This window comes from Pseudomonas sp. GCM10022186 (genome assembly GCF_042656385.1).
Taxonomy (GTDB): Bacteria; Pseudomonadota; Gammaproteobacteria; order Pseudomonadales; family Pseudomonadaceae; genus Metapseudomonas.
In genome coordinates this window covers 1-17,220 of the sequence record NZ_JBHSOU010000078.1, presented here as the reverse complement: position 1 = coordinate 17,220, position 17,220 = coordinate 1, and the positions used below count along the sequence as shown (strand labels likewise).

18 protein-coding genes are annotated in these 17,220 nt (G+C 63.6%); 9 read left to right on the top strand and 9 right to left on the bottom strand.

All coding sequences use genetic code 11. From position 1 onward, the window contains the following. Positions 1–2 precede the first annotated feature (2 nt). The 3 genes from ACFPU0_RS28760 to trpC are packed head-to-tail and all read left to right on the top strand — an operon-like array spanning position 3 to position 2,478. A complete protein-coding gene (locus tag ACFPU0_RS28760; RefSeq protein WP_377696706.1) occupies positions 3–596 on the top strand; it encodes an aminodeoxychorismate/anthranilate synthase component II in 594 nt (197 codons plus the stop codon). Further along, positions 596–1,645 carry an anthranilate phosphoribosyltransferase gene (gene trpD / locus ACFPU0_RS28755; protein WP_377696705.1) on the top strand — a complete coding sequence of 350 codons (1,050 nt, stop codon included), beginning with the start codon at positions 596–598 and terminating at the stop codon, positions 1,643–1,645. The genes ACFPU0_RS28760 and trpD overlap by 1 nt, the downstream gene beginning before the upstream one ends. After that, positions 1,642–2,478: an indole-3-glycerol phosphate synthase TrpC gene (gene trpC / locus ACFPU0_RS28750; RefSeq protein WP_377696704.1), complete on the top strand. Its 837-nt coding sequence runs from the start codon at positions 1,642–1,644 to the stop codon at positions 2,476–2,478. The genes trpD and trpC overlap by 4 nt, the downstream gene beginning before the upstream one ends. Positions 2,479–2,539: 61 nt before the next feature. On the opposite strand, the gene crp is transcribed toward trpC, so the two are convergent. Beyond that, positions 2,540–3,184: a cAMP-activated global transcriptional regulator CRP gene (gene crp / locus ACFPU0_RS28745; protein WP_377696703.1), complete on the bottom strand. Its 645-nt coding sequence runs from the start codon at positions 3,182–3,184 to the stop codon at positions 2,540–2,542. Between the two features lie 226 nt (positions 3,185–3,410). On the opposite strand from crp, the gene ACFPU0_RS28740 reads away from it, so the two are divergent. Continuing rightward, the gene (locus tag ACFPU0_RS28740; RefSeq protein ID WP_377696702.1) at positions 3,411–3,836 is read left to right on the top strand and encodes an OsmC family protein; all 426 of its coding nucleotides are present in this window, start codon (positions 3,411–3,413) and stop codon (positions 3,834–3,836) included. Positions 3,837–4,087: 251 nt separating this feature from the next. Continuing rightward, positions 4,088–4,882: an adenosylmethionine decarboxylase gene (speD, locus tag ACFPU0_RS28735; protein WP_377696701.1), complete on the top strand. Its 795-nt coding sequence runs from the start codon at positions 4,088–4,090 to the stop codon at positions 4,880–4,882. Positions 4,883–4,990: 108 nt separating this feature from the next. Here speD and coq7 read toward each other — a convergent pair whose 3' ends face one another. Both coq7 and ACFPU0_RS28725 read right to left on the bottom strand, forming a co-directional pair. Beyond that, complete coding sequence (gene coq7, locus ACFPU0_RS28730; protein ID WP_377696700.1) at positions 4,991–5,638, bottom strand: 2-polyprenyl-3-methyl-6-methoxy-1,4-benzoquinone monooxygenase; 648 nt, start codon at positions 5,636–5,638, stop codon at positions 4,991–4,993. Between the two features lie 84 nt (positions 5,639–5,722). Further along, positions 5,723–6,061, bottom strand: coding sequence for a histidine triad nucleotide-binding protein (locus ACFPU0_RS28725; RefSeq protein ID WP_377696699.1), 339 nt, complete (start codon positions 6,059–6,061; stop codon positions 5,723–5,725). A gap of 89 nt (positions 6,062–6,150) precedes the next feature. On the opposite strand from ACFPU0_RS28725, the gene ACFPU0_RS28720 reads away from it, so the two are divergent. Further along, entirely contained in the window at positions 6,151–7,632 is a 1,482-nt protein-coding gene (locus ACFPU0_RS28720) for an AAA family ATPase (RefSeq protein WP_377696698.1), read from the top strand. Positions 7,633–7,638: 6 nt separating this feature from the next. Here the strand turns inward: ACFPU0_RS28720 and ACFPU0_RS28715 are convergent, their stop codons facing one another. From ACFPU0_RS28715 to hemJ, 4 genes are all read right to left on the bottom strand, one after another. Next, positions 7,639–8,427, bottom strand: coding sequence for an SDR family NAD(P)-dependent oxidoreductase (locus ACFPU0_RS28715; RefSeq protein WP_377696697.1), 789 nt, complete (start codon positions 8,425–8,427; stop codon positions 7,639–7,641). A gap of 55 nt (positions 8,428–8,482) precedes the next feature. Beyond that, positions 8,483–9,514, bottom strand: coding sequence for a DUF805 domain-containing protein (locus ACFPU0_RS28710; RefSeq protein ID WP_377696696.1), 1,032 nt, complete (start codon positions 9,512–9,514; stop codon positions 8,483–8,485). A gap of 120 nt (positions 9,515–9,634) precedes the next feature. Beyond that, entirely contained in the window at positions 9,635–10,597 is a 963-nt protein-coding gene (locus tag ACFPU0_RS28705) for an NAD(P)H-dependent flavin oxidoreductase (protein ID WP_377696695.1), read from the bottom strand. Between the two features lie 20 nt (positions 10,598–10,617). Next, a complete protein-coding gene (hemJ, locus tag ACFPU0_RS28700) occupies positions 10,618–11,043 on the bottom strand; it encodes a protoporphyrinogen oxidase HemJ (protein ID WP_377696694.1) in 426 nt (141 codons plus the stop codon). Positions 11,044–11,177: 134 nt separating this feature from the next. Here hemJ and argC point away from each other — a divergent pair, with 134 nt between their 5' ends. Together argC and erpA are read left to right on the top strand one after the other, a co-directional pair. Beyond that, a complete protein-coding gene (gene argC, locus ACFPU0_RS28695; protein WP_377696693.1) occupies positions 11,178–12,212 on the top strand; it encodes an N-acetyl-gamma-glutamyl-phosphate reductase in 1,035 nt (344 codons plus the stop codon). Between the two features lie 151 nt (positions 12,213–12,363). Further along, positions 12,364–12,714 carry an iron-sulfur cluster insertion protein ErpA gene (gene erpA / locus ACFPU0_RS28690; RefSeq protein ID WP_003450681.1) on the top strand — a complete coding sequence of 117 codons (351 nt, stop codon included), beginning with the start codon at positions 12,364–12,366 and terminating at the stop codon, positions 12,712–12,714. Between the two features lie 57 nt (positions 12,715–12,771). Here erpA and ACFPU0_RS28685 read toward each other — a convergent pair whose 3' ends face one another. Both ACFPU0_RS28685 and ACFPU0_RS28680 read right to left on the bottom strand, forming a co-directional pair. After that, a complete protein-coding gene (locus tag ACFPU0_RS28685; RefSeq protein ID WP_377696692.1) occupies positions 12,772–13,863 on the bottom strand; it encodes an anhydro-N-acetylmuramic acid kinase in 1,092 nt (363 codons plus the stop codon). 4 nt (positions 13,864–13,867) lie between these two features. Then, positions 13,868–15,307 carry a peptidoglycan DD-metalloendopeptidase family protein gene (locus ACFPU0_RS28680; protein WP_377696691.1) on the bottom strand — a complete coding sequence of 480 codons (1,440 nt, stop codon included), beginning with the start codon at positions 15,305–15,307 and terminating at the stop codon, positions 13,868–13,870. Positions 15,308–15,490: 183 nt separating this feature from the next. Between ACFPU0_RS28680 and tyrS the strand changes: the two genes are divergently transcribed. Next, positions 15,491–16,690, top strand: a complete 1,200-nt coding sequence (tyrS, locus tag ACFPU0_RS28675; protein ID WP_377696690.1) for a tyrosine--tRNA ligase — start codon at positions 15,491–15,493, stop codon at positions 16,688–16,690. Positions 16,691–17,220 lie beyond the last annotated feature (530 nt).

The window sequence follows — 17,220 nt, the reverse complement described above, 5'->3', positions numbered from 1 at the left end:
CCATGCTGCTGATGATCGATAACTACGACTCCTTTACCTACAACGTGGTGCAGTACCTGGGCGAGCTGGGTGCGGACGTGCATGTGATCCGCAACGACGAGCTGTCCATCGCCGAGATCGAGGCGCTGAGCCCGGAACGCATCGTGGTCTCTCCCGGACCCTGCACCCCCAACGAAGCGGGCGTGTCCCTGGAAGTGATCCGCCATTTCGCCGGCAAGCTGCCGATCCTTGGCGTCTGCCTGGGGCACCAGAGCATCGGCCAGGCCTTCGGTGGCGACGTGGTGCGGGCGCGTCAGGCCATGCACGGCAAGACCAGCCCGGTGTTCCACAAGGACCAGGGCGTGTTCGCCGGCCTGAATCACCCGCTGACGGTGACCCGCTACCATTCGCTGGTGGTGAAGCTGGAAACCCTGCCCGGGGAACTGGAAGTCACCGCCTGGACCCAGCACGCCGACGGCTCGGTGGACGAGATCATGGGGCTGCGTCACAAGACGCTGAACATCGAGGGTGTGCAGTTCCATCCGGAGTCCATCCTTACCGAACAGGGCCATGAACTCTTGGCCAACTTCCTCAAGCAGACCGGTGGAGTGCGCTGATGGACATCAAGGAAGCCCTGAACCGGGTGGTCAACCAACTGGACCTGACCACCGAAGAAATGCAGGACGTCATGCGCCTGATCATGACCGGCCAGTGCACCGACGCGCAGATCGGCGCTTTCCTCATGGGCATGCGCATGAAGAGCGAGACGATCGAAGAGATCGTCGGCGCCGTCTCGGTCATGCGTGAGCTGGCCACCCGCGTGGAACTCTCCAGCCTCGACCACGTGGTCGACGTGGTGGGCACCGGCGGCGATGGCGCCAACATCTTCAACGTCTCCTCCGCCGCCACCTTCGTGGTCGCCGCGGCGGGCGGCAAGGTGGCCAAGCACGGCAACCGCGCGGTGTCCGGCAAGACCGGCAGCGCCGACGTGCTGGAGGCCGCCGGCATCTACCTGGACCTCAAGCCGGATCAGGTGGCGCGCTGCATCGAAAGCATCGGTGTCGGCTTCATGTTCGCCCAGGTCCACCACAAGGCCATGAAGTACGCCGCCGGCCCGCGCCGTGAGCTGGGCCTGCGCACCCTGTTCAACATGCTCGGCCCGCTTACGAATCCGGCCGGGGTGAAGCACCAGGTGGTCGGCGTGTTCAGCCAGGCGCTGTGCCGCCCGCTGGCCGAGGTGCTCAAGCGCCTGGGCAGCGAGCACATCCTGGTGGTGCATTCGAAGGACGGCCTGGACGAACTGAGCCTCGCCGCGCCGACCCAGCTCGCCGAGCTGAAGAACGGCGAAGTGACCGAGTACCAGGTCCAGCCCGAGGACTTCGGCATCAAGAGCCAGAGCCTGATCGGCCTGACCGTCGGCAGTCCGCAGGAGTCCCTGGAGCTGATCCGCGACGCCCTGGGCAAGCGCAAGACCGAGAACGGCCAGAAGGCCGCCGACATGATAGTGCTGAACGCCGGCGCGGCGCTCTATGCCGCCGACCTGGCGTCCAGCCTGAAAGAAGGTGTGCGCCTGGCGCAGGACGCCCTGCACACGGGCCTCGCCCGCGAGAAGCTGGACGAACTGGCCTCCTTTACCGCGGTGTTCCGAGTGGAGAATGAAGCGTGAGCATCCCTACCGTTCTTGAGAAGATCCTGGCGCGCAAGGCCGAGGAAGTGGCCGAGCGCCGAGCCCGTGTTTCCCTGGCCGAGGTGGAGGTGCTGGCTCGCGCCGCCGATGCGCCCCGTGGTTTCGCCCGCGCCCTGCTGGAGCGAGCCGAGCGCCACGAGCCGGCAGTGATCGCCGAGGTGAAGAAGGCCTCGCCGAGCAAGGGTGTGCTGCGGGAGAACTTCGTGCCCGCCCAGATCGCCAGAAGCTACGAAGCCGGCGGTGCCGCCTGCCTCTCGGTGCTGACCGATGTGGACTTCTTCCAGGGCAGCGATGCCTACCTGCAGGAAGCCCGCGCCGCCTGTTCGCTGCCGGTGATCCGCAAGGACTTCCTGATCGACCCCTACCAGGTGGTCGAGGCCCGCGCCCTTGGCGCCGACTGCATCCTGCTGATCGTTGCCGCGCTGGAAGACTCGCGCATGAAGGAACTGGCCGCCACCGCCAGGGACGTCGGCCTCGACGTGCTGGTGGAGGTGCATGACAGCGAAGAGCTGGACCGCGCGCTGAACTGCCTGGACACCCCGCTGGTGGGCATCAACAACCGCAACCTGCACACCTTCGAGGTCAGCCTGGAAACCACCCTCGACCTGCTGCCGCGCATCCCCCGCGACCGCCTGGTGGTGACCGAGAGCGGCATCCTCAACCGTGCCGACGTGGAGCTGATGGAAGTCAGCGGCGTCTACGCCTTCCTGGTCGGCGAAGCCTTCATGCGTGCCGAAGAGCCGGGTACCGAACTTGGCCGCCTGTTCTTCCCCGAGCGCAACCGCGTGGTGGCCGGCATCGATCCGGACTGATCCGGATCTTTGCAGAGGGCATGAAAAAGCCGGCTTGCGCCGGCTTTTTCGTCTCTGGTTCTCAGCGGGTGCCGAAGACCACCATCGTCTTGCCCTTCACATGCACCAGGCCTTGTTCCTCCAGGCTCTTCAGCACGCGGCCGACCATCTCGCGGGAACAGCCGACGATGCGGCCGATCTCCTGGCGGGTGATCTTGATCTGCATGCCGTCCGGGTGGGTCATGGCGTCGGGCTGCTTGCACAAGTCCAGCAGGGTGCGCGCCACGCGTCCGGTCACGTCGAGGAAGGCCAGGTCGCCCACCTTGCGCGTGGTATTGCGCAGGCGGTCGGCCATCTGGCTGCCCAGGGCATAGAGGATCTCCGGATCCTGCTGGGTCAGTTCGCGGAATTTGGCGTAGCTGAGCTCCGCCACTTCGCATTCAGTCTTGGCGCGGACCCACGCGCTGCGTTCCTTTTCAGTGCCTTCCTTGTCGAACAGGCCCATCTCGCCGAAGAAGTCCCCGGCATTGAGGTAGGCGATGATCATCTCGCGACCGTCGTCATCCTCGATCAGGATGGTGACGGAGCCCTTGATGATGAAGAAGAGGGTTTCGCAGCGATCGCCCGCATAGATGATGGTGCTTTTGGCCGTGTAGCGGCGGCGGTGACAATGCGCGAGTAGCTTGTCCAGGCTCTTTATTTTTGGTGTGAGGGTAATTGCGACCATGCCCGAGTCCCGAAAAAGAAAAGGTAAGCCTTTGTGCAGCAGGCAAATTTCTAATTGTTGTCCGGCCCAGTGTGCCAGTAATCCGGCGCCAGCTTAACAGAGGCCCCTGAATCGACAACGTGATTTTGCGACGCAGCTGACACTTGGTTAGGAACTATTTCGGGTCCGGCATGGAAAAAGCGCTGTGATAAGCTACCGCACCTTTTTCCGAGCGGAGTCCTAGGCGATGAAAGCACGCATCCAGTGGGCGGGCGAAGCCCTGTTCCTTGGTGAATCCGGCAGTGGCCATGCGGTGGTGATGGATGGTCCGCCCGAGAGCGGTGGTCGCAATCTGGGCGTGCGCCCCATGGAGATGCTGCTGCTCGGCCTTGGCGGCTGCACCAACTTCGACGTGGTGAGCATCCTGAAGAAATCCCGCCAGCCGGTGGAGAGCTGCGAGGCCTTCCTCGACGCCGAGCGCGCCAGCGAGGACCCCAAGGTCTTCACCAGGATCCATGTGCATTTCGTGGTGAAGGGCCGCGGCCTCAAGGAAGCCCAGGTCAAGCGTGCGGTGGAACTGTCCGCCGAAAAGTACTGCTCGGCCTCCATCATGCTCGGTCGTGCCGGCGTGGAGATCACCCACGGCTACGAGATCGTCGAACTGGGCGCCTGAGCCCGGTTTTCCGATGGCCGGCTGGATGAAGACATCCGGCCATCATTTTTGCGCGGCAGACTCTGGCAGACGGCGCCCGTCGTCTGCATAATTCGCCCCCTTTCAGTTTCCGGGGCTTCGGGCTCCGAACCTACGACCACAATCGCCAACGCGAAGAGGTGTAAACCGTCCTACGCAGGAGTGTCGTGCGCTTCTGACGGGCATGCTCAACCACGCGGCAGAGCCGCACACGCACAAGAGAGCACACAACGGTGAAAAGCAAACTCAAGCTCCACGGGTTCAACAACCTGACGAAGACCTTGAGCTTCAACATCTATGACATCTGCTACGCCGAGACCCCCGAGGATCAGCAGGCCTACGTCCAGTACATCGACGAAGAGTACGACGCCGAGCGCCTGACCCAGATCCTCACCGACGTAGTCGAGATCATAGGTGCGAACATCCTCAACATCGCCCGCCAGGACTATGATCCCCAGGGCGCGAGCGTGACCATCCTGATCTCCGAGCAGCCGGTGACGCCCACCGACAGCCAGATCGAGGAGTCTCCCGGCCCGCTGCCGGAGACCATCCTGGCGCACCTCGACAAGAGCCACATCACCGTGCACACCTATCCGGAAATCCATCCGGTGTCGGGTATCGCCACTTTCCGGGTGGACATCGATGTTTCCACCTGTGGCGTGATTTCCCCGCTGAAGGCGCTCAACTACCTGATCCACCAGTTCGATTCGGACATCGTTACCGTGGACTACCGCGTGCGCGGCTTCACCCGTGACGTGGAAGGCAAGAAGCACTTCATCGACCACGAGATCAACTCGATCCAGAACTACCTCTCCGACGACACCCAGGACGCCTACCAGATGACGGACGTCAACGTGTACCAGGAGAACATGTTCCACACCAAGATGCTGCTCAAGGACTTCGAACTGGACAACTACCTGTTCGGCGACGCCACCCGCACCCTGACGGCCGAACAGCGCAAGGAAGTCGAGGCGCGTGTGCGCCACGAGATGCTGGAGATCTTCTACGCGCGGAACGTACCGCACTGAAGGGCTGACGGCTAAAGGCTGGAAGCTGAAAGCACAAAGGGCGCCTAGGCGCCCTTTGTCGTTGATGCGAAGTTCGTTTTCCAGCTTCCAGCTTCCAGCTTCCAGCTTTCAAACCCGATAGGTCGTTTTGGTCATCACCTTGGACAGCAGCGTCATGCCGAACTTCACCGGTGCCGGGAAGCGCAGGCCGCCTGCCTCCAGCGCGCTGGTAGCGTGCTGCTGCTCGTCGGTACGCATCTGTTCGAGGATGGCGCGGGACTTAGCATCCTCCGCCGGCAATTGCTCCAGGTGCTCGTCGAGGTGCTTGCACACCTGGTCCTCGGTGGCGGCGACGAAGCCGAGGCTGATCTTGTCGCTGATCATCCCGGCCACAGCGCCGACGCCAAAGGACAGGCCATAGAAGACCGGGTTCAGGATACTCGGGCGGCTACCCAGTTCGCGGATGCGCTGCTCGCACCAGGCCAGGTGGTCGACCTCTTCCTCGGCCGCGTGCTCCATGGCGGCGCGTACCGCGGGCAACCTGGCGGTCAGCGCCTGCCCCTGGTACAGCGCCTGGGCACACACCTCGCCGGTGTGGTTGATGCGCATCAGCCCGGCGATGTGGCGTGCGTCTTCGGCCTTGAGTTCGGCATCGGGCTGGCCATCGGCGGGGGAGGGGCGAAACGGCTGGCCGGTGAACGGCAGCAGGGTGCGCAGCGCGGCATCGGCCTGCAGTAGCAGGCGGTCGGCGGGGGAAAAGGAACGTTCGCTGGCCATGCGGCACCTCCGTGGGAATCCGGCGGGCATTCTACCGCAAGGGGATGACCGAGGCTTGACCGGAGTCAGGCCGCGGGCGCCGGATCAACCGGGGGGCCAATGCATCTGCCGCTGGCCGAGCACATGCATATGGATGTGATAGACGGTCTGGCCACCCTGATGGTTGCAATTCATCACCACCCGGAAACCCTCGTCGCACCCCAACTCGCTGGCCAGCCGCTGGGCCGTATGGAGCATATGACCGGTGAGCGCCTTGTCCTCGTCGGTGAGGTGGTTGAGGGTGGGTACGTGCTTCTTCGGGATCACCAGGAAGTGCACCGGCGCCTGGGGGGCGATGTCGTGGAAGGCGAAGACCTGATCGTCCTCGTAGAGCTTGCGTGCAGGAATTTGCCCGGCAGCGATTTTGCAGAACAGACAGTCCACGGGAATTCTCCGGCCTGTTATAAGAAACCCGAGTTTAGCGGTGTGCATTTTCCCCGGCCAGCATCGGTCGGCGTCACGAGGAGCCCCCAGTGAAGAACGATATCCACGACCTCGGCCTAGTGCTGGACTCGAGGGTCAAGCTGATCCTGATCGAATCCTGGGACGAGCGGCGGGTGCTGGAAACCCTCACCAGCCTGGCGGTCAAGCGCGGACTGGGATTCTTCACCTGGGCGGTCACCGAAGGATTGCAGCGCCTGGGGTTTGCTGGCGAAAGCCTGGGCGAGGGTGAGAGTCGCGAACCGGAAGTAGCGCTCAAGCTGATCAAGGCCGACCCGCAGCCCAACCTCTACGTGATGTGCGACCTGCATCCCTACCTCGGCGACAACCCCAAGGTGGTTCGGTTGCTCAAGGAAATCGCCATGGCCGAGAGCAACCACAAGCCCACGCTGGTGCTGGTGTCCCATGCCCTCAAGCTGCCGCCGGAAGTCCAGCGTTACGCTGCGCGCTTCGATCTGGCACTGCCGAGCGAGGACGAACTGCTCGGGATCGTCCGTGAAGAGGCGGCGCGCTGGAGCGAGCGCAATCGCGGGGCGCGGGTTCGGACCGACAACCGCACCCTGCAGCAGGTGGTGAAGAACCTGCGCGGCATGAGCCACGGCGAGGCCCGCGCCCTGGCGCGCAACGTCATCTGCGATGACGGCGCCATTACCCAGGAGGACCTGCCGGAGCTGAACAAGGCCAAGTTCCAGTTGCTGGACCTGGAGGGCGTGCTCAGTTTCGAGTACGAGACCGCGCGTTTCGCCGAGGTGGGCGGCCTGGCCAACCTCAAGCGCTGGCTGGCCGACCGGCAGGTGGCGCTCTTGGATGAACAGGGCGTGGATCGGCCTCGGGGCGTGCTGCTGGTGGGGGTGCAGGGCGGTGGCAAGAGCCTGGCGGCCAAGGCCGTCGCCGGGCTCTGGGGGCTGCCGTTGCTGCGCCTGGATTTTGCCTGCCTGTACAACAAGTTCTTCGGCGAGACCGAGCGCAATCTGCGTGAGGCGTTGAAACTGGCGGAGCAGATGGCGCCTTGCGTGCTGTGGATGGACGAGGTGGAAAAGGGCCTGGCCAGCGGCGACCACGACGGCGGCGTCAGTCAGCGGGTGCTGGGTACGCTGTTGACCTGGATGGCCGAGCGCAAGGCGCCGGTGTTCATGGTGGCCACCGCCAATGCCATCGACCGTCTGCCGCCGGAGCTGTTGCGCAAGGGGCGCTTCGACGAACTGTTCTTCGTCGACCTGCCGCAGCCGGAGGTCCGTGCCGAGATCTTCCGCATTCATCTGACCCGTCGTGAGCTGGACCCGGCGCAATTCGACCTGCACCCGCTGGTGGCGGCCAGCGATGGATTTTCCGGCGCCGAGATCGAGCAGGCGGTTGTGGCCATGCTCTACGCGGCCCAGGCCCGGCAGTGCCCGGCTGACCAGGCGCTATTGTTGCGTGAACTCAAGGGCACAGCGCCGCTTTCGGTGCTGCTGGCAGAACCGCTGGCGAACCTGCGCGCCTGGGCGAAGGGCCGCTGCGTGAAGGCCGATTGACGCCGGTCAGGGCTGGGCGTAGCGGCGGATGATGCGCCCCAGCAGGCGGCGTACCGCCCAGCGCGGGGCCAGTCGGGGGAAGAGGGCGGCCAGCCGGTTGCGCCAGCCGGGAATGATGATGGCGCGATTCTTCTCCAGGGCGCGGACGGCCACCAGCGCCACTTCCTCGGGGCTCATCATCAGCTTGCTGCCGTCCAGCCCCTCGACGCGCAGATGGGCGCCACGGAAGAACGCGGTGCGCGTCGGTCCGGGGCAAAGCACCGAGACTTGCACGCCGCGCGGACGCAGCTCTTCCCGCAGCCCTTCGGAGAAATTCAGCACATACGCCTTGCTGGCGTAGTAGCTGCTCATCCAGGCGCCGGGCTGGAATCCCGCCACCGAGGCGACATTGAGGATCTGCCCGCCACCCTGGCGCGCCATCAGGCCGCCAATGCCGTGGCAGAGCCGGGCGAGGACGAGGATGTTCACTTCGATCAGCTCCTGCTCGCGCCCCCAGTCCTGGTCGACGAAGCAACCGGAGGTTCCGATGCCGGCGTTGTTCACCAGCAGGTCTATCTCGATTTCCCCCCGCTCCAGGTCCATCAGCAGACCGGACACTTGCAAGGGCTCGGTGAGGTCGCAGTAGCGAAACAGCACTTCCACGCCGAAACGCTGGGTAAGCTCGCAGGCGATGCTCTCCAGCGCGTCCCGCTGGCGGGCCACCAGCAGCAGATGCCGTCCACGCCGTGCCAGGGCCTCCGCCAGGGCCAGGCCAATACCGCTGGAGGCGCCGGTGATCAAGGCATAACGAGGCATCTGGGGATCTCCGTGGAGGGGCCGGGTTGGACAGCTCCGGCCCCGGGGAGTTTGCTTATTCTGCGGATTCGCCTTCGAGGGCGGGCGTTTCGGCCGGCTGCTGGAAGCTGGCGGCATCGCCCATCTGGGCGCGCATCAGGTAGTCCTGGTAGGCCGGGATCGAAACGGCGGCGACTATACCGATAATTGGCACGAGGATGACCAGCCAGGCCAGCACTATCACCGAACGGCTGTTCGGCGGCGGCGGCGGGCCGTAGCGATTCGGGCCCGCGCTGCCGGGCATGAAGAGCATCAGCAGGGCGAACACGCTGCCAACCACCGGGACGAAGTTCAGCAGCCAGAGCCAGCCGGACCAGCCAATGTCGTGCAGGCGCTGCACACCGATGCAGACGCTGACCACCACCATGGCCACGCAGGCGGCCATGGTCAGCAGGCCGGCCAGGGTGTTGGACAGGGTGAAGCTGCCGAGGATCACACCGCCCAGCGGCAGGAACGCGAGCATCAGGGCCATGCTCCAGCCCAGATAGCGAACGCGGCCGATCCGTCCCTTGGCACTGAGTACCTTGAGTTCAGCGTATTCCGGCAGCTGTTCGCCCACCTGCGCTTGCGGTGGTGCATAGGGCGAAGGGTTGTCGCCGCGGGTGACCGAAGCATTCACCTGCGCAGCTTCCTCGGCCAGTTGCGCCTGGCGGGCCAGATACTTGTCGATGATGATCCCGCAGGCCCGGCACTCCGGGGCCCTGGGTTGTTCGTGGGCGCATTTCGGGCAACGCATGGTGTCGACGGCAGTCGCAGCTTCGGGGGCAGTCGGGGTCGCGGGGGCGTCCGTGGCGGCCAGCCCGGGGCCGGTGGCCGCCTCGTGCTCCTTGCGCACCCTGGCGCCGGCGCGCTGCAGTGCGGCGAGATATCTGTCCGCTTCGGCTTCCGGCAAGTCGCGCTTGAGGGCGACGCTACGGCCGCCGAACAGGCTGTCGATCTTGCCGGCATCGCTCTTGAACAGGCGGGCGAGGTTTTCCTTGACGGTTTCCAGGGCCACGCCGGGCATGGGTTCACCGTCGAAGACAATCTTGTATCGGGCTTCGGTCATGCGGCCATCCTTGTCGGCGACAGAAAGAGATGATGGCAAAGCGTAATTGCGCTCGGGCCCACGGCACAAGCGGCCTGGCGCACAAAAGCGCCAGGCGCGCACTAGGGGGCTGGAGCTGCCTCAGCGGGTCCAGCGATGACCCAATTGTCCGGCCTTGTCGCGGGCCGCGCGGTATTCCTGATCGAGTCGGGCGATCAGTTCGTCCACCGTGGGCAGGTCGCGGATATTGCCAACGCCCTGGCCGGCGGACCACACGGTCTTCCAGGCCTTCGCCTCGTCGCTGACCGGCTTGAGCTTTTCGCCATAGTTGATGTCGGCCTTGTCGGTGAGGCGCTTGAGGTCGTAGCCGGCCGCCTCCAGGCTCTGCCGCATGAAGCTGGCGGGCACGCCGGAAACCGCCGGGGTGTGGATGATATCGGCGGCGCGGGCGTCGAGGATCATCTGCTTGTAGCGGGTTTCCGCATCGCTCTGCTGGGTAGCGATGAAGCGGGTGCCGAGGTAGGCAAGGTCGGCACCGAGCATTTGCGCAGCGAAGATCTCGTGGCCGTGGTTGAGGCAACCGGCCAGCAGCAGGGTCTTGTCGAAGAATTGGCGGATCTCGGCGATCAGCGCAAAGGGGCTCCAGGTGCCGGCATGGCCGCCAGCACCGGCAGCAACCGCGATCAGCCCATCGACTCCCGCTTCGGCGGCTTTCTCGGCATGGCGGCGGGTGGTGACGTCATGGAACACCAGGCCGCCATAGCCGTGCACCGCGTCCACCACTTCCTTCACCGCGCCGAGGCTGGTGATGACGATGGGCACGCGCTTCTCCACGCAGATCGCCAGGTCGGCCTGAAGGCGGGGATTGCTGTGGTGGACGATGAGGTTGACCGCGTAGGGGGCCGCATCCGCGTCCAGGCCCGACTCGATCTCTTCCAGCCAGGCGCGCAAGCCGTTGCTCTCACGCTGGTTCAGCGCCGGAAAGCTGCCGACGATGCCGCTGTTGCAGCAGGCCAGGACCAGCCCGGGGTTGGACACCAGGAACATCGGCGCCGCCACTACCGGCAGGCGCAGGCGTTGATCGAGCAGGGTGGGCAGGGACATCTGGCATTCCTCTTGTCAGGTCAGAAGGGCTTGACCACCACCAGGATCACGATGGCGATCAGAAAAAGCACCGGCACTTCGTTGAACCAGCGGTAGAACACATGGCCGCGGCGGTTCTCGCCGCGAGCGAAGCGCTTGAGCAGGCCACCACAGGCGTGGTGGTAGCCGATCAGCAGTACCACCAGGGTGAGCTTGGCATGCAGCCAGCCCTGGCTCAGCCAGCCGGGATTGAGATAGAGCATCCAGATGCCGAACACCAGGGTGGCGATCATCGAGGGGCCCATGATGCCGCGGTAGAGCTTGCGCTCCATGATCTTGAAACGCTCGCGGCTGGCTTCGTCCTCGGCCATGGCGTGGTAGACGAAGAGTCGCGGCAGGTAGAACAGGCCGGCGAACCAGCAGACGATGGCGATGATGTGCAGGGCCTTGAGCCACAGGTAGAGCATGGGGACGCTTTCCAGAGTGCGGATGGGCCCGATAGTAGAGGCTCGACCGGCCGCACGTCACCTCGGCGGTTGGCCCCTGGCCAATGCGGCCTTATCATCGGCAGCTTTCCAATCGGTTCTTTGAGGGGCAAGTGATGGTCAAGGTCGGAATCGTCGGCGGCACGGGCTACACCGGTGTCGAACTGCTGCGTCTGCTGGCTCAGCATCCGCAGGCGGAGGTCGCGGTGATCACCTCGCGATCCGAGGCCGGGGTGAAGGTCGCCGATATGTATCCGAACCTGCGCGGTCATTACGACAACCTTGCCTTCAGCGTGCCGGACGTGGCCACCCTGGGCGCTTGTGATGTGGTGTTCTTCGCCACGCCCCACGGCGTCGCCCATGCCCTGGCCGGCGAACTGCTGGATGCCGGTACCCGGGTGATCGACCTCTCCGCCGACTTCCGCCTGCAGGACGCCGAGGAGTGGGCCAAGTGGTACGGCCAACCCCATGGCGCGCCCGCCTTGCTGCCGGAAGCCGTTTACGGCCTGCCGGAAGTGAACCGTGAGGCCATCAAGGGCGCGCGCCTGATTGCCGTCCCCGGCTGCTACCCCACCGCCACCCAACTCGGTTTCATCCCGCTGCTCGAAGCCGGACTGGCGGACACCAGCCAGCTGATTGCCGACTGCAAGTCCGGTGTCAGCGGCGCCGGTCGCGGTGCCAAGGTGGGGTCGCTGTTCTGCGAAGCCGGTGAAAGCATGATGGCGTACTCGGTGAAGGGGCATCGCCACCTGCCGGAAATCAGCCAGGGGCTGCGTCGCGCCGCCAATGGCCCGGTTGGCCTGACCTTCGTGCCGCACCTGACCCCGATGATCCGCGGTATCCATGCCACCCTCTACGCCAACGTGGCGGACAAGAGCGTCGATCTGCAGGCCCTGTTCGAGAAGCGCTATGCCAATGAGCCCTTCGTCGATGTGATGCCGGCCGGCAGCCATCCGGAAACCCGCAGCGTGCGTGGTGCCAACGTCTGCCGCATCGCTGTGCACCGCCCCCAGGGCGGCGACCTGGTGGTGGTGCTGTCGGTGATCGACAACCTGGTCAAGGGCGCCTCTGGCCAGGCGGTGCAGAACCTCAACATCATGTTCGGCCTCGAGGAGCGCCTGGGCCTGTCCCACGCCGCGCTGCTGCCCTGATGACCCGTGGCGCCGGTGGCCCGGCCGCCGGCGCGGCACTTCGATCCATGGAAGGGGTCGAAACGCTTAATAGTTGACCAGTTTTCTAGGGTAAGCGGATAATGCCTCGCCTTAGCGCAGTATGGCGGCGTCGAGCCGGGAGAGTTGCAGCATGAGCGTCGAAACCTTCACCCCTTCAGCCCTGATGTTCACCGAAGGTGCGGCCAGCAAGGTGAAGAATCTGATCGATGAAGAGGGCAATCCGCGCCTGAAGCTTCGTGTCTTCGTCACCGGTGGTGGTTGCTCGGGCTTCCAGTACGGCTTCACCTTCGATGAGGACGTGGCGGACGATGACACCATAGTCGAGCGCGATGGTGTCAGCCTGGTAGTGGATCCGATGAGCTTCCAGTACCTGGCAGGCGCTGAAGTGGATTACCAGGAGGGCCTGGAGGGTTCGCGCTTCGTGATCAAGAACCCCAACGCCTCCACCACCTGCGGCTGCGGTCAGTCCTTCTCGATCTGACCCCGCGTCCGAATACAGAAACGCCGTGCCCCTGGGCACGGCGTTTTCGTTTGCGCATCAGGCGGGGTAGATGGCGCCGAGGATGCGCAGTCCCCTGGCGCCAGTGACGCTGGGACGGTTGGTGGGAATACCTTCCAGGCAGCAATGGGCCAGCCAGGCGAAGGCCATGGCCTCGACCCAGTCAGGGTCCACGCCGAACTCGGCGGTGCTGCAGACGCGGGTGCCAGGTAGCAAGTCCGCCAGGCGCAGCATCAACTGGCGATTGTGGGCGCCGCCTCCGCAGACCAGCAGGTCATCAGTCCTCGGCTGCGCCGCACCCAGTGCCTCGGTGATGCTGCGTGCGGTGAGTTCCAGCAGGGTGGCCTGCACATCCTCGGGCTTGAAGAGCGGCAGGCGTGCCAGATGGGACTGCAGCCAGCTCAGGTTGAACAGCTCGCGACCGGTGCTCTTCGGCCCCCGGGTGGTGAAGAATGCGTCGCCGAACAGGGTATCCAGCAGGCGCTGCTGTGGCGTACCGCTGGCGGCCCAGTCACCGTTGCGGTCGTAGCTCTCGCCGCGCTGGAGGTGAATCCAGGCGTCCAGCAGGACATTACCGGGTCCGCAGTCGAATCCGTGCACGGGTTTGCCTGGCTCGATCAGGCTCAGATTGCTGAAGCCGCCGACATTGAGCACGGCGCGATGGCTGGTGGCGTCACCGAACAGCGATTCGTGGAAAGCCGGAACCAGAGGCGCACCCTGACCGCCGGCAGCGACATCGCGGCGGCGAAAGTCGCCAACCACGGTGATGCCGGTGAGCTCGGCCAGCAGGGCGGGGTTGCCGATCTGGATGGTGAAGCCGAGCGACGGCTCGTGGCGTACGGTCTGGCCGTGGCTGCCGATGGCACGGATATCCTTCGCCCCCAGGTTGTTGCGCACCAGCAGCGCATTGATGCCGGCGGCGGCCAGTTCGACCCAGCCGTTTTCCGCCAGGGCGGCGCGCGCCAGCTCGTCGGGACCGGACGCGCAGAGCGCCAGCAAGTCGCCGCGTAGCGAGGCGGGCATGGGAATGTAGTGGGTGTCGAGGAGGGTGGTGCGGTCGGTCTGTTCGACCAGGGCGATGTCCAGGCCGTCAAGGCTGGTCCCGGACATCACCCCCAGGTAGCGCGTCATGATCTCAGCGCTTGTTCAAGGCCAGCATGGTGGCCTTTTCCTGGTCCATGCGCGCCAGCAACGGCTTGGTCATCTGCAGGAAGCGCTTTTTCTCGCCGGCCATCAGCGGGTCGGCCATCGGCAGCTTCACGCCAAGCGGGTCGACATGCACGCCGTTCACCTGGAACTCGTAGTGCAGGTGCGGGCCGGTGGAGAGACCGGTGGTGCCCACGTAGCCGATGATCTGTCCCTGCTTCACGCTGCCGCCGGTACGGATACCCTTGGCGAAGCCCTGCATATGGCCATAAAGCGTCTTGTACTTGCTGCCGTGCTGGATGATCACCGCGTTGCCGTAACCGCCGCGACGACCGGCCAGGAGGATCTTGCCGTCGCCGGTGGCCTTGATCGGGGTGCCGCGGGGAGCGGCGTAGTCGACGCCCTTGTGGGCACGGAGCTTGTTCAGGATCGGATGGCGGCGGCCATTGGAGAATCGCGAGCTGATGCGGGCGAAGTCCACCGGCGTGCGGATGAAGGCCTTGCGCATGGCGGTACCGTCACCACGGAGGTAGGTGGCGGTGCCCTGCTTGTCGACGTAGCGGACGGCGGAGAAGGTCTTGCCGCGGTTGGTGAAGCGTGCGGCGAGGATTTCCCCGCTGCCGACCTTCTTGCCGTCAACCACCTTCTCTTCGTAGATCATCTCGAACTCGTCGCCTTCGCGGATGTCGAGAGCGAAGTCGATGTCGTAGCCGAAGATATTGGCCAGGTCCATGGTCAGGTCATGGGACAGGCCGGCGCGCTTGGCGGAGAGAAACAGCGAGCTGTCGATCACGCCGCGGGCATAGGCCGAGTGCAGTTCAGGCTTGATCAGGTCACGCTTGAAGGCGTAGCCCTTGGCAGACTTTTCCAGGTGAACGCTCTCGAGGCCGCTCAGCTTGGTGCTGATTCTCTCGATCTCACCGCTGGGAGTCAGCTTGAATTCGAAGCTTTGGCCAACCTTGAGGCGGCTGAGCTGCTTGGCGTCCTTGCTGCTGCTCAGGACGTCGTGCATAACGTTGGCGGACAGGCCAACCTTGGCGAACACGGTAGACAGCGTGTCGCCATTACCCACGGTCACAGTCTTGAGGCTGGGATCGACTGGCGGCTGGGTGGTAGCGATCTCGGTGGTTTCTTCTTTCTTCTTGTCCGCGTCTTTTCCGGCGCTGTTCTGGTTCTCGGCTGGGTTCTCGATCCTGGTGAATGGCGAGAGACCCTCATCCCCGGTGACGGACCCTTGTCGAAGGTCGTCTTTCTCCTGGATCACCATCTCGGCGCCGTTTTCCAGCTCCAGGTTGATGTAGGTCTTCTTCGCCTCGACCTCGCGAGACGGGAACACCAGCAGGGCCAGGCTGAGCAGCGCAGCCACACCGCTCGCAGCCAGCAAATGGCTCTTCGGATATGGCGGCACTTTGGGTACTGATTGCGTCATGGCGTGTGGTGTTGTTTTGGAAAGTGAACTAACTGCCTAAAATATAATCAAAATCCACCCTAGGCAACCTTGGATTGGTGCCTTCCGCTGACTGGCATGGGGGGAGGAGCAAAACTTGTAATTAGTTCGCGATCTTGTATGGTTGGTTCCCCTTTGTCTATCCAATGGTCAACGAGTCCTGTCATGAAGTCGGTTGAAGAGCAGCTGGCGCTGATCAAGCGCGGTGCGGAAGAGGTCCTGGTCGAGTCCGAGCTGGTGGAAAAGCTCAAGCGTGGCCAGCCGCTGCGCATCAAGGCCGGCTTCGATCCGACTGCGCCTGACCTCCACCTTGGTCACACCGTGCTTATTAATAAGCTGCGCCAGTTCCAGGACCTGGGCCACCAGGTGATTTTCCTGATTGGTGACTTCACCGGGATGATCGGCGATCCCAGCGGCAAGAGCGCCACTCGCCCGCCATTGACTCGTGAACAGGTGCTGGAGAACGCCGAAACGTACAAGGCCCAGGTCTTCAAGATCCTCGATCCGGCCAAGACCGAGGTCGCCTTCAACTCCACCTGGATGGACAAGCTGAGCCCGTCGGACTTCATTCGCCTCGCGTCTCAATACACCGTCGCTCGCATGCTCGAGCGCGATGACTTCAGCAAGCGCTACGGCACCAATCAGCCCATTGCCATTCATGAGTTCCTCTATCCGCTGGTGCAGGGTTACGACTCCGTGGCGCTGCGGGCCGATGTCGAGCTGGGTGGTACCGACCAGAAATTCAACCTGCTGATGGGGCGCGAATTGCAGCGCGCCTACGGGCAGGAGTCCCAGTGCATCCTGACCATGCCGCTGCTGGAAGGCCTGGATGGCGTCAAGAAGATGTCCAAGTCCCTGGGTAACTACGTGGGTATCCAGGAGGCGCCAGGCGTGATGTACAACAAGCTGGTCTCCATTCCCGACCAGTTGATGTGGCGCTACTTCGAGCTGTTGAGCTTTCGCTCCATGGATGAGATCGAGCAGTTCAAGCGTGATGTCGAGGCGGGTGCCAACCCGCGTGACATCAAGATCAAGCTGGCCGAGGAAATCGTGGCGCGTTTCCATGGTGAAGAGGCCGCGGCTACCGCTCACCGTTCCGCAGGCAATCGCATGAAGGAAGGCGAGCTGCCGGTCGACCTGCCGGAGATTCAGTTGTCTTCCGTCGAGGACATGCCGATCGCATCCGTCCTTAATAAGGCGGGCTTGGTGAAGAACGCAGCAGTCGCCCGCGACCTGCTGGGTTCTGGCGGTGTTCGTGTGGATGGTCAGGTGGTTGATCGTGGCTTCATCTTCAAGATGGGTGCTACCCATGTTCTCCAGGCTGGCAAGAAGTCCTTTGCGCGGGTATCGCTGGTTGCTGAATAAAATATCGAATTAACGGTTGACGGCAGCTTTTGCATCCCTATAATGCGCACCACTTCCGGCGCAGTCGCCAAACAAAACTCCTTGAGAATCAACGAGTTAAGTGATTGGTGAGGGTGTCGGAAGGTTCTGCTTCGAAGTGTTCGCTTCTGGCGAATGAAGTGGAAAAAGAGGTGTTGACAGCGGGTTTGAACGCTGTAGAATTCGCCTCCCGCTGACGAGAAGAGTGAATCGGATCGGAAGCGCAAGCGGTTGAGTAGAAAAGAAAATTTCGAAAAACAGCTTGACAGCAAGAAGGGCTGCGGTAGAATGCGCGGCCTCGGTTGAGACGAAAGACTTGATCGAAACGCTCTTTAACAACTGAATCAAGCAATTCGTGTGGGTGCTTGTGAGGTAAGTCTGGTAGTCGACTGATTATCAGCATCACAGGTAACACTCGTGAATTCGAGAGTTTATTTGCGATTGCTGAGCCAAGTTTAGGGTTTTCTCAAAACCCAAGCAGTATTGAACTGAAGAGTTTGATCATGGCTCAG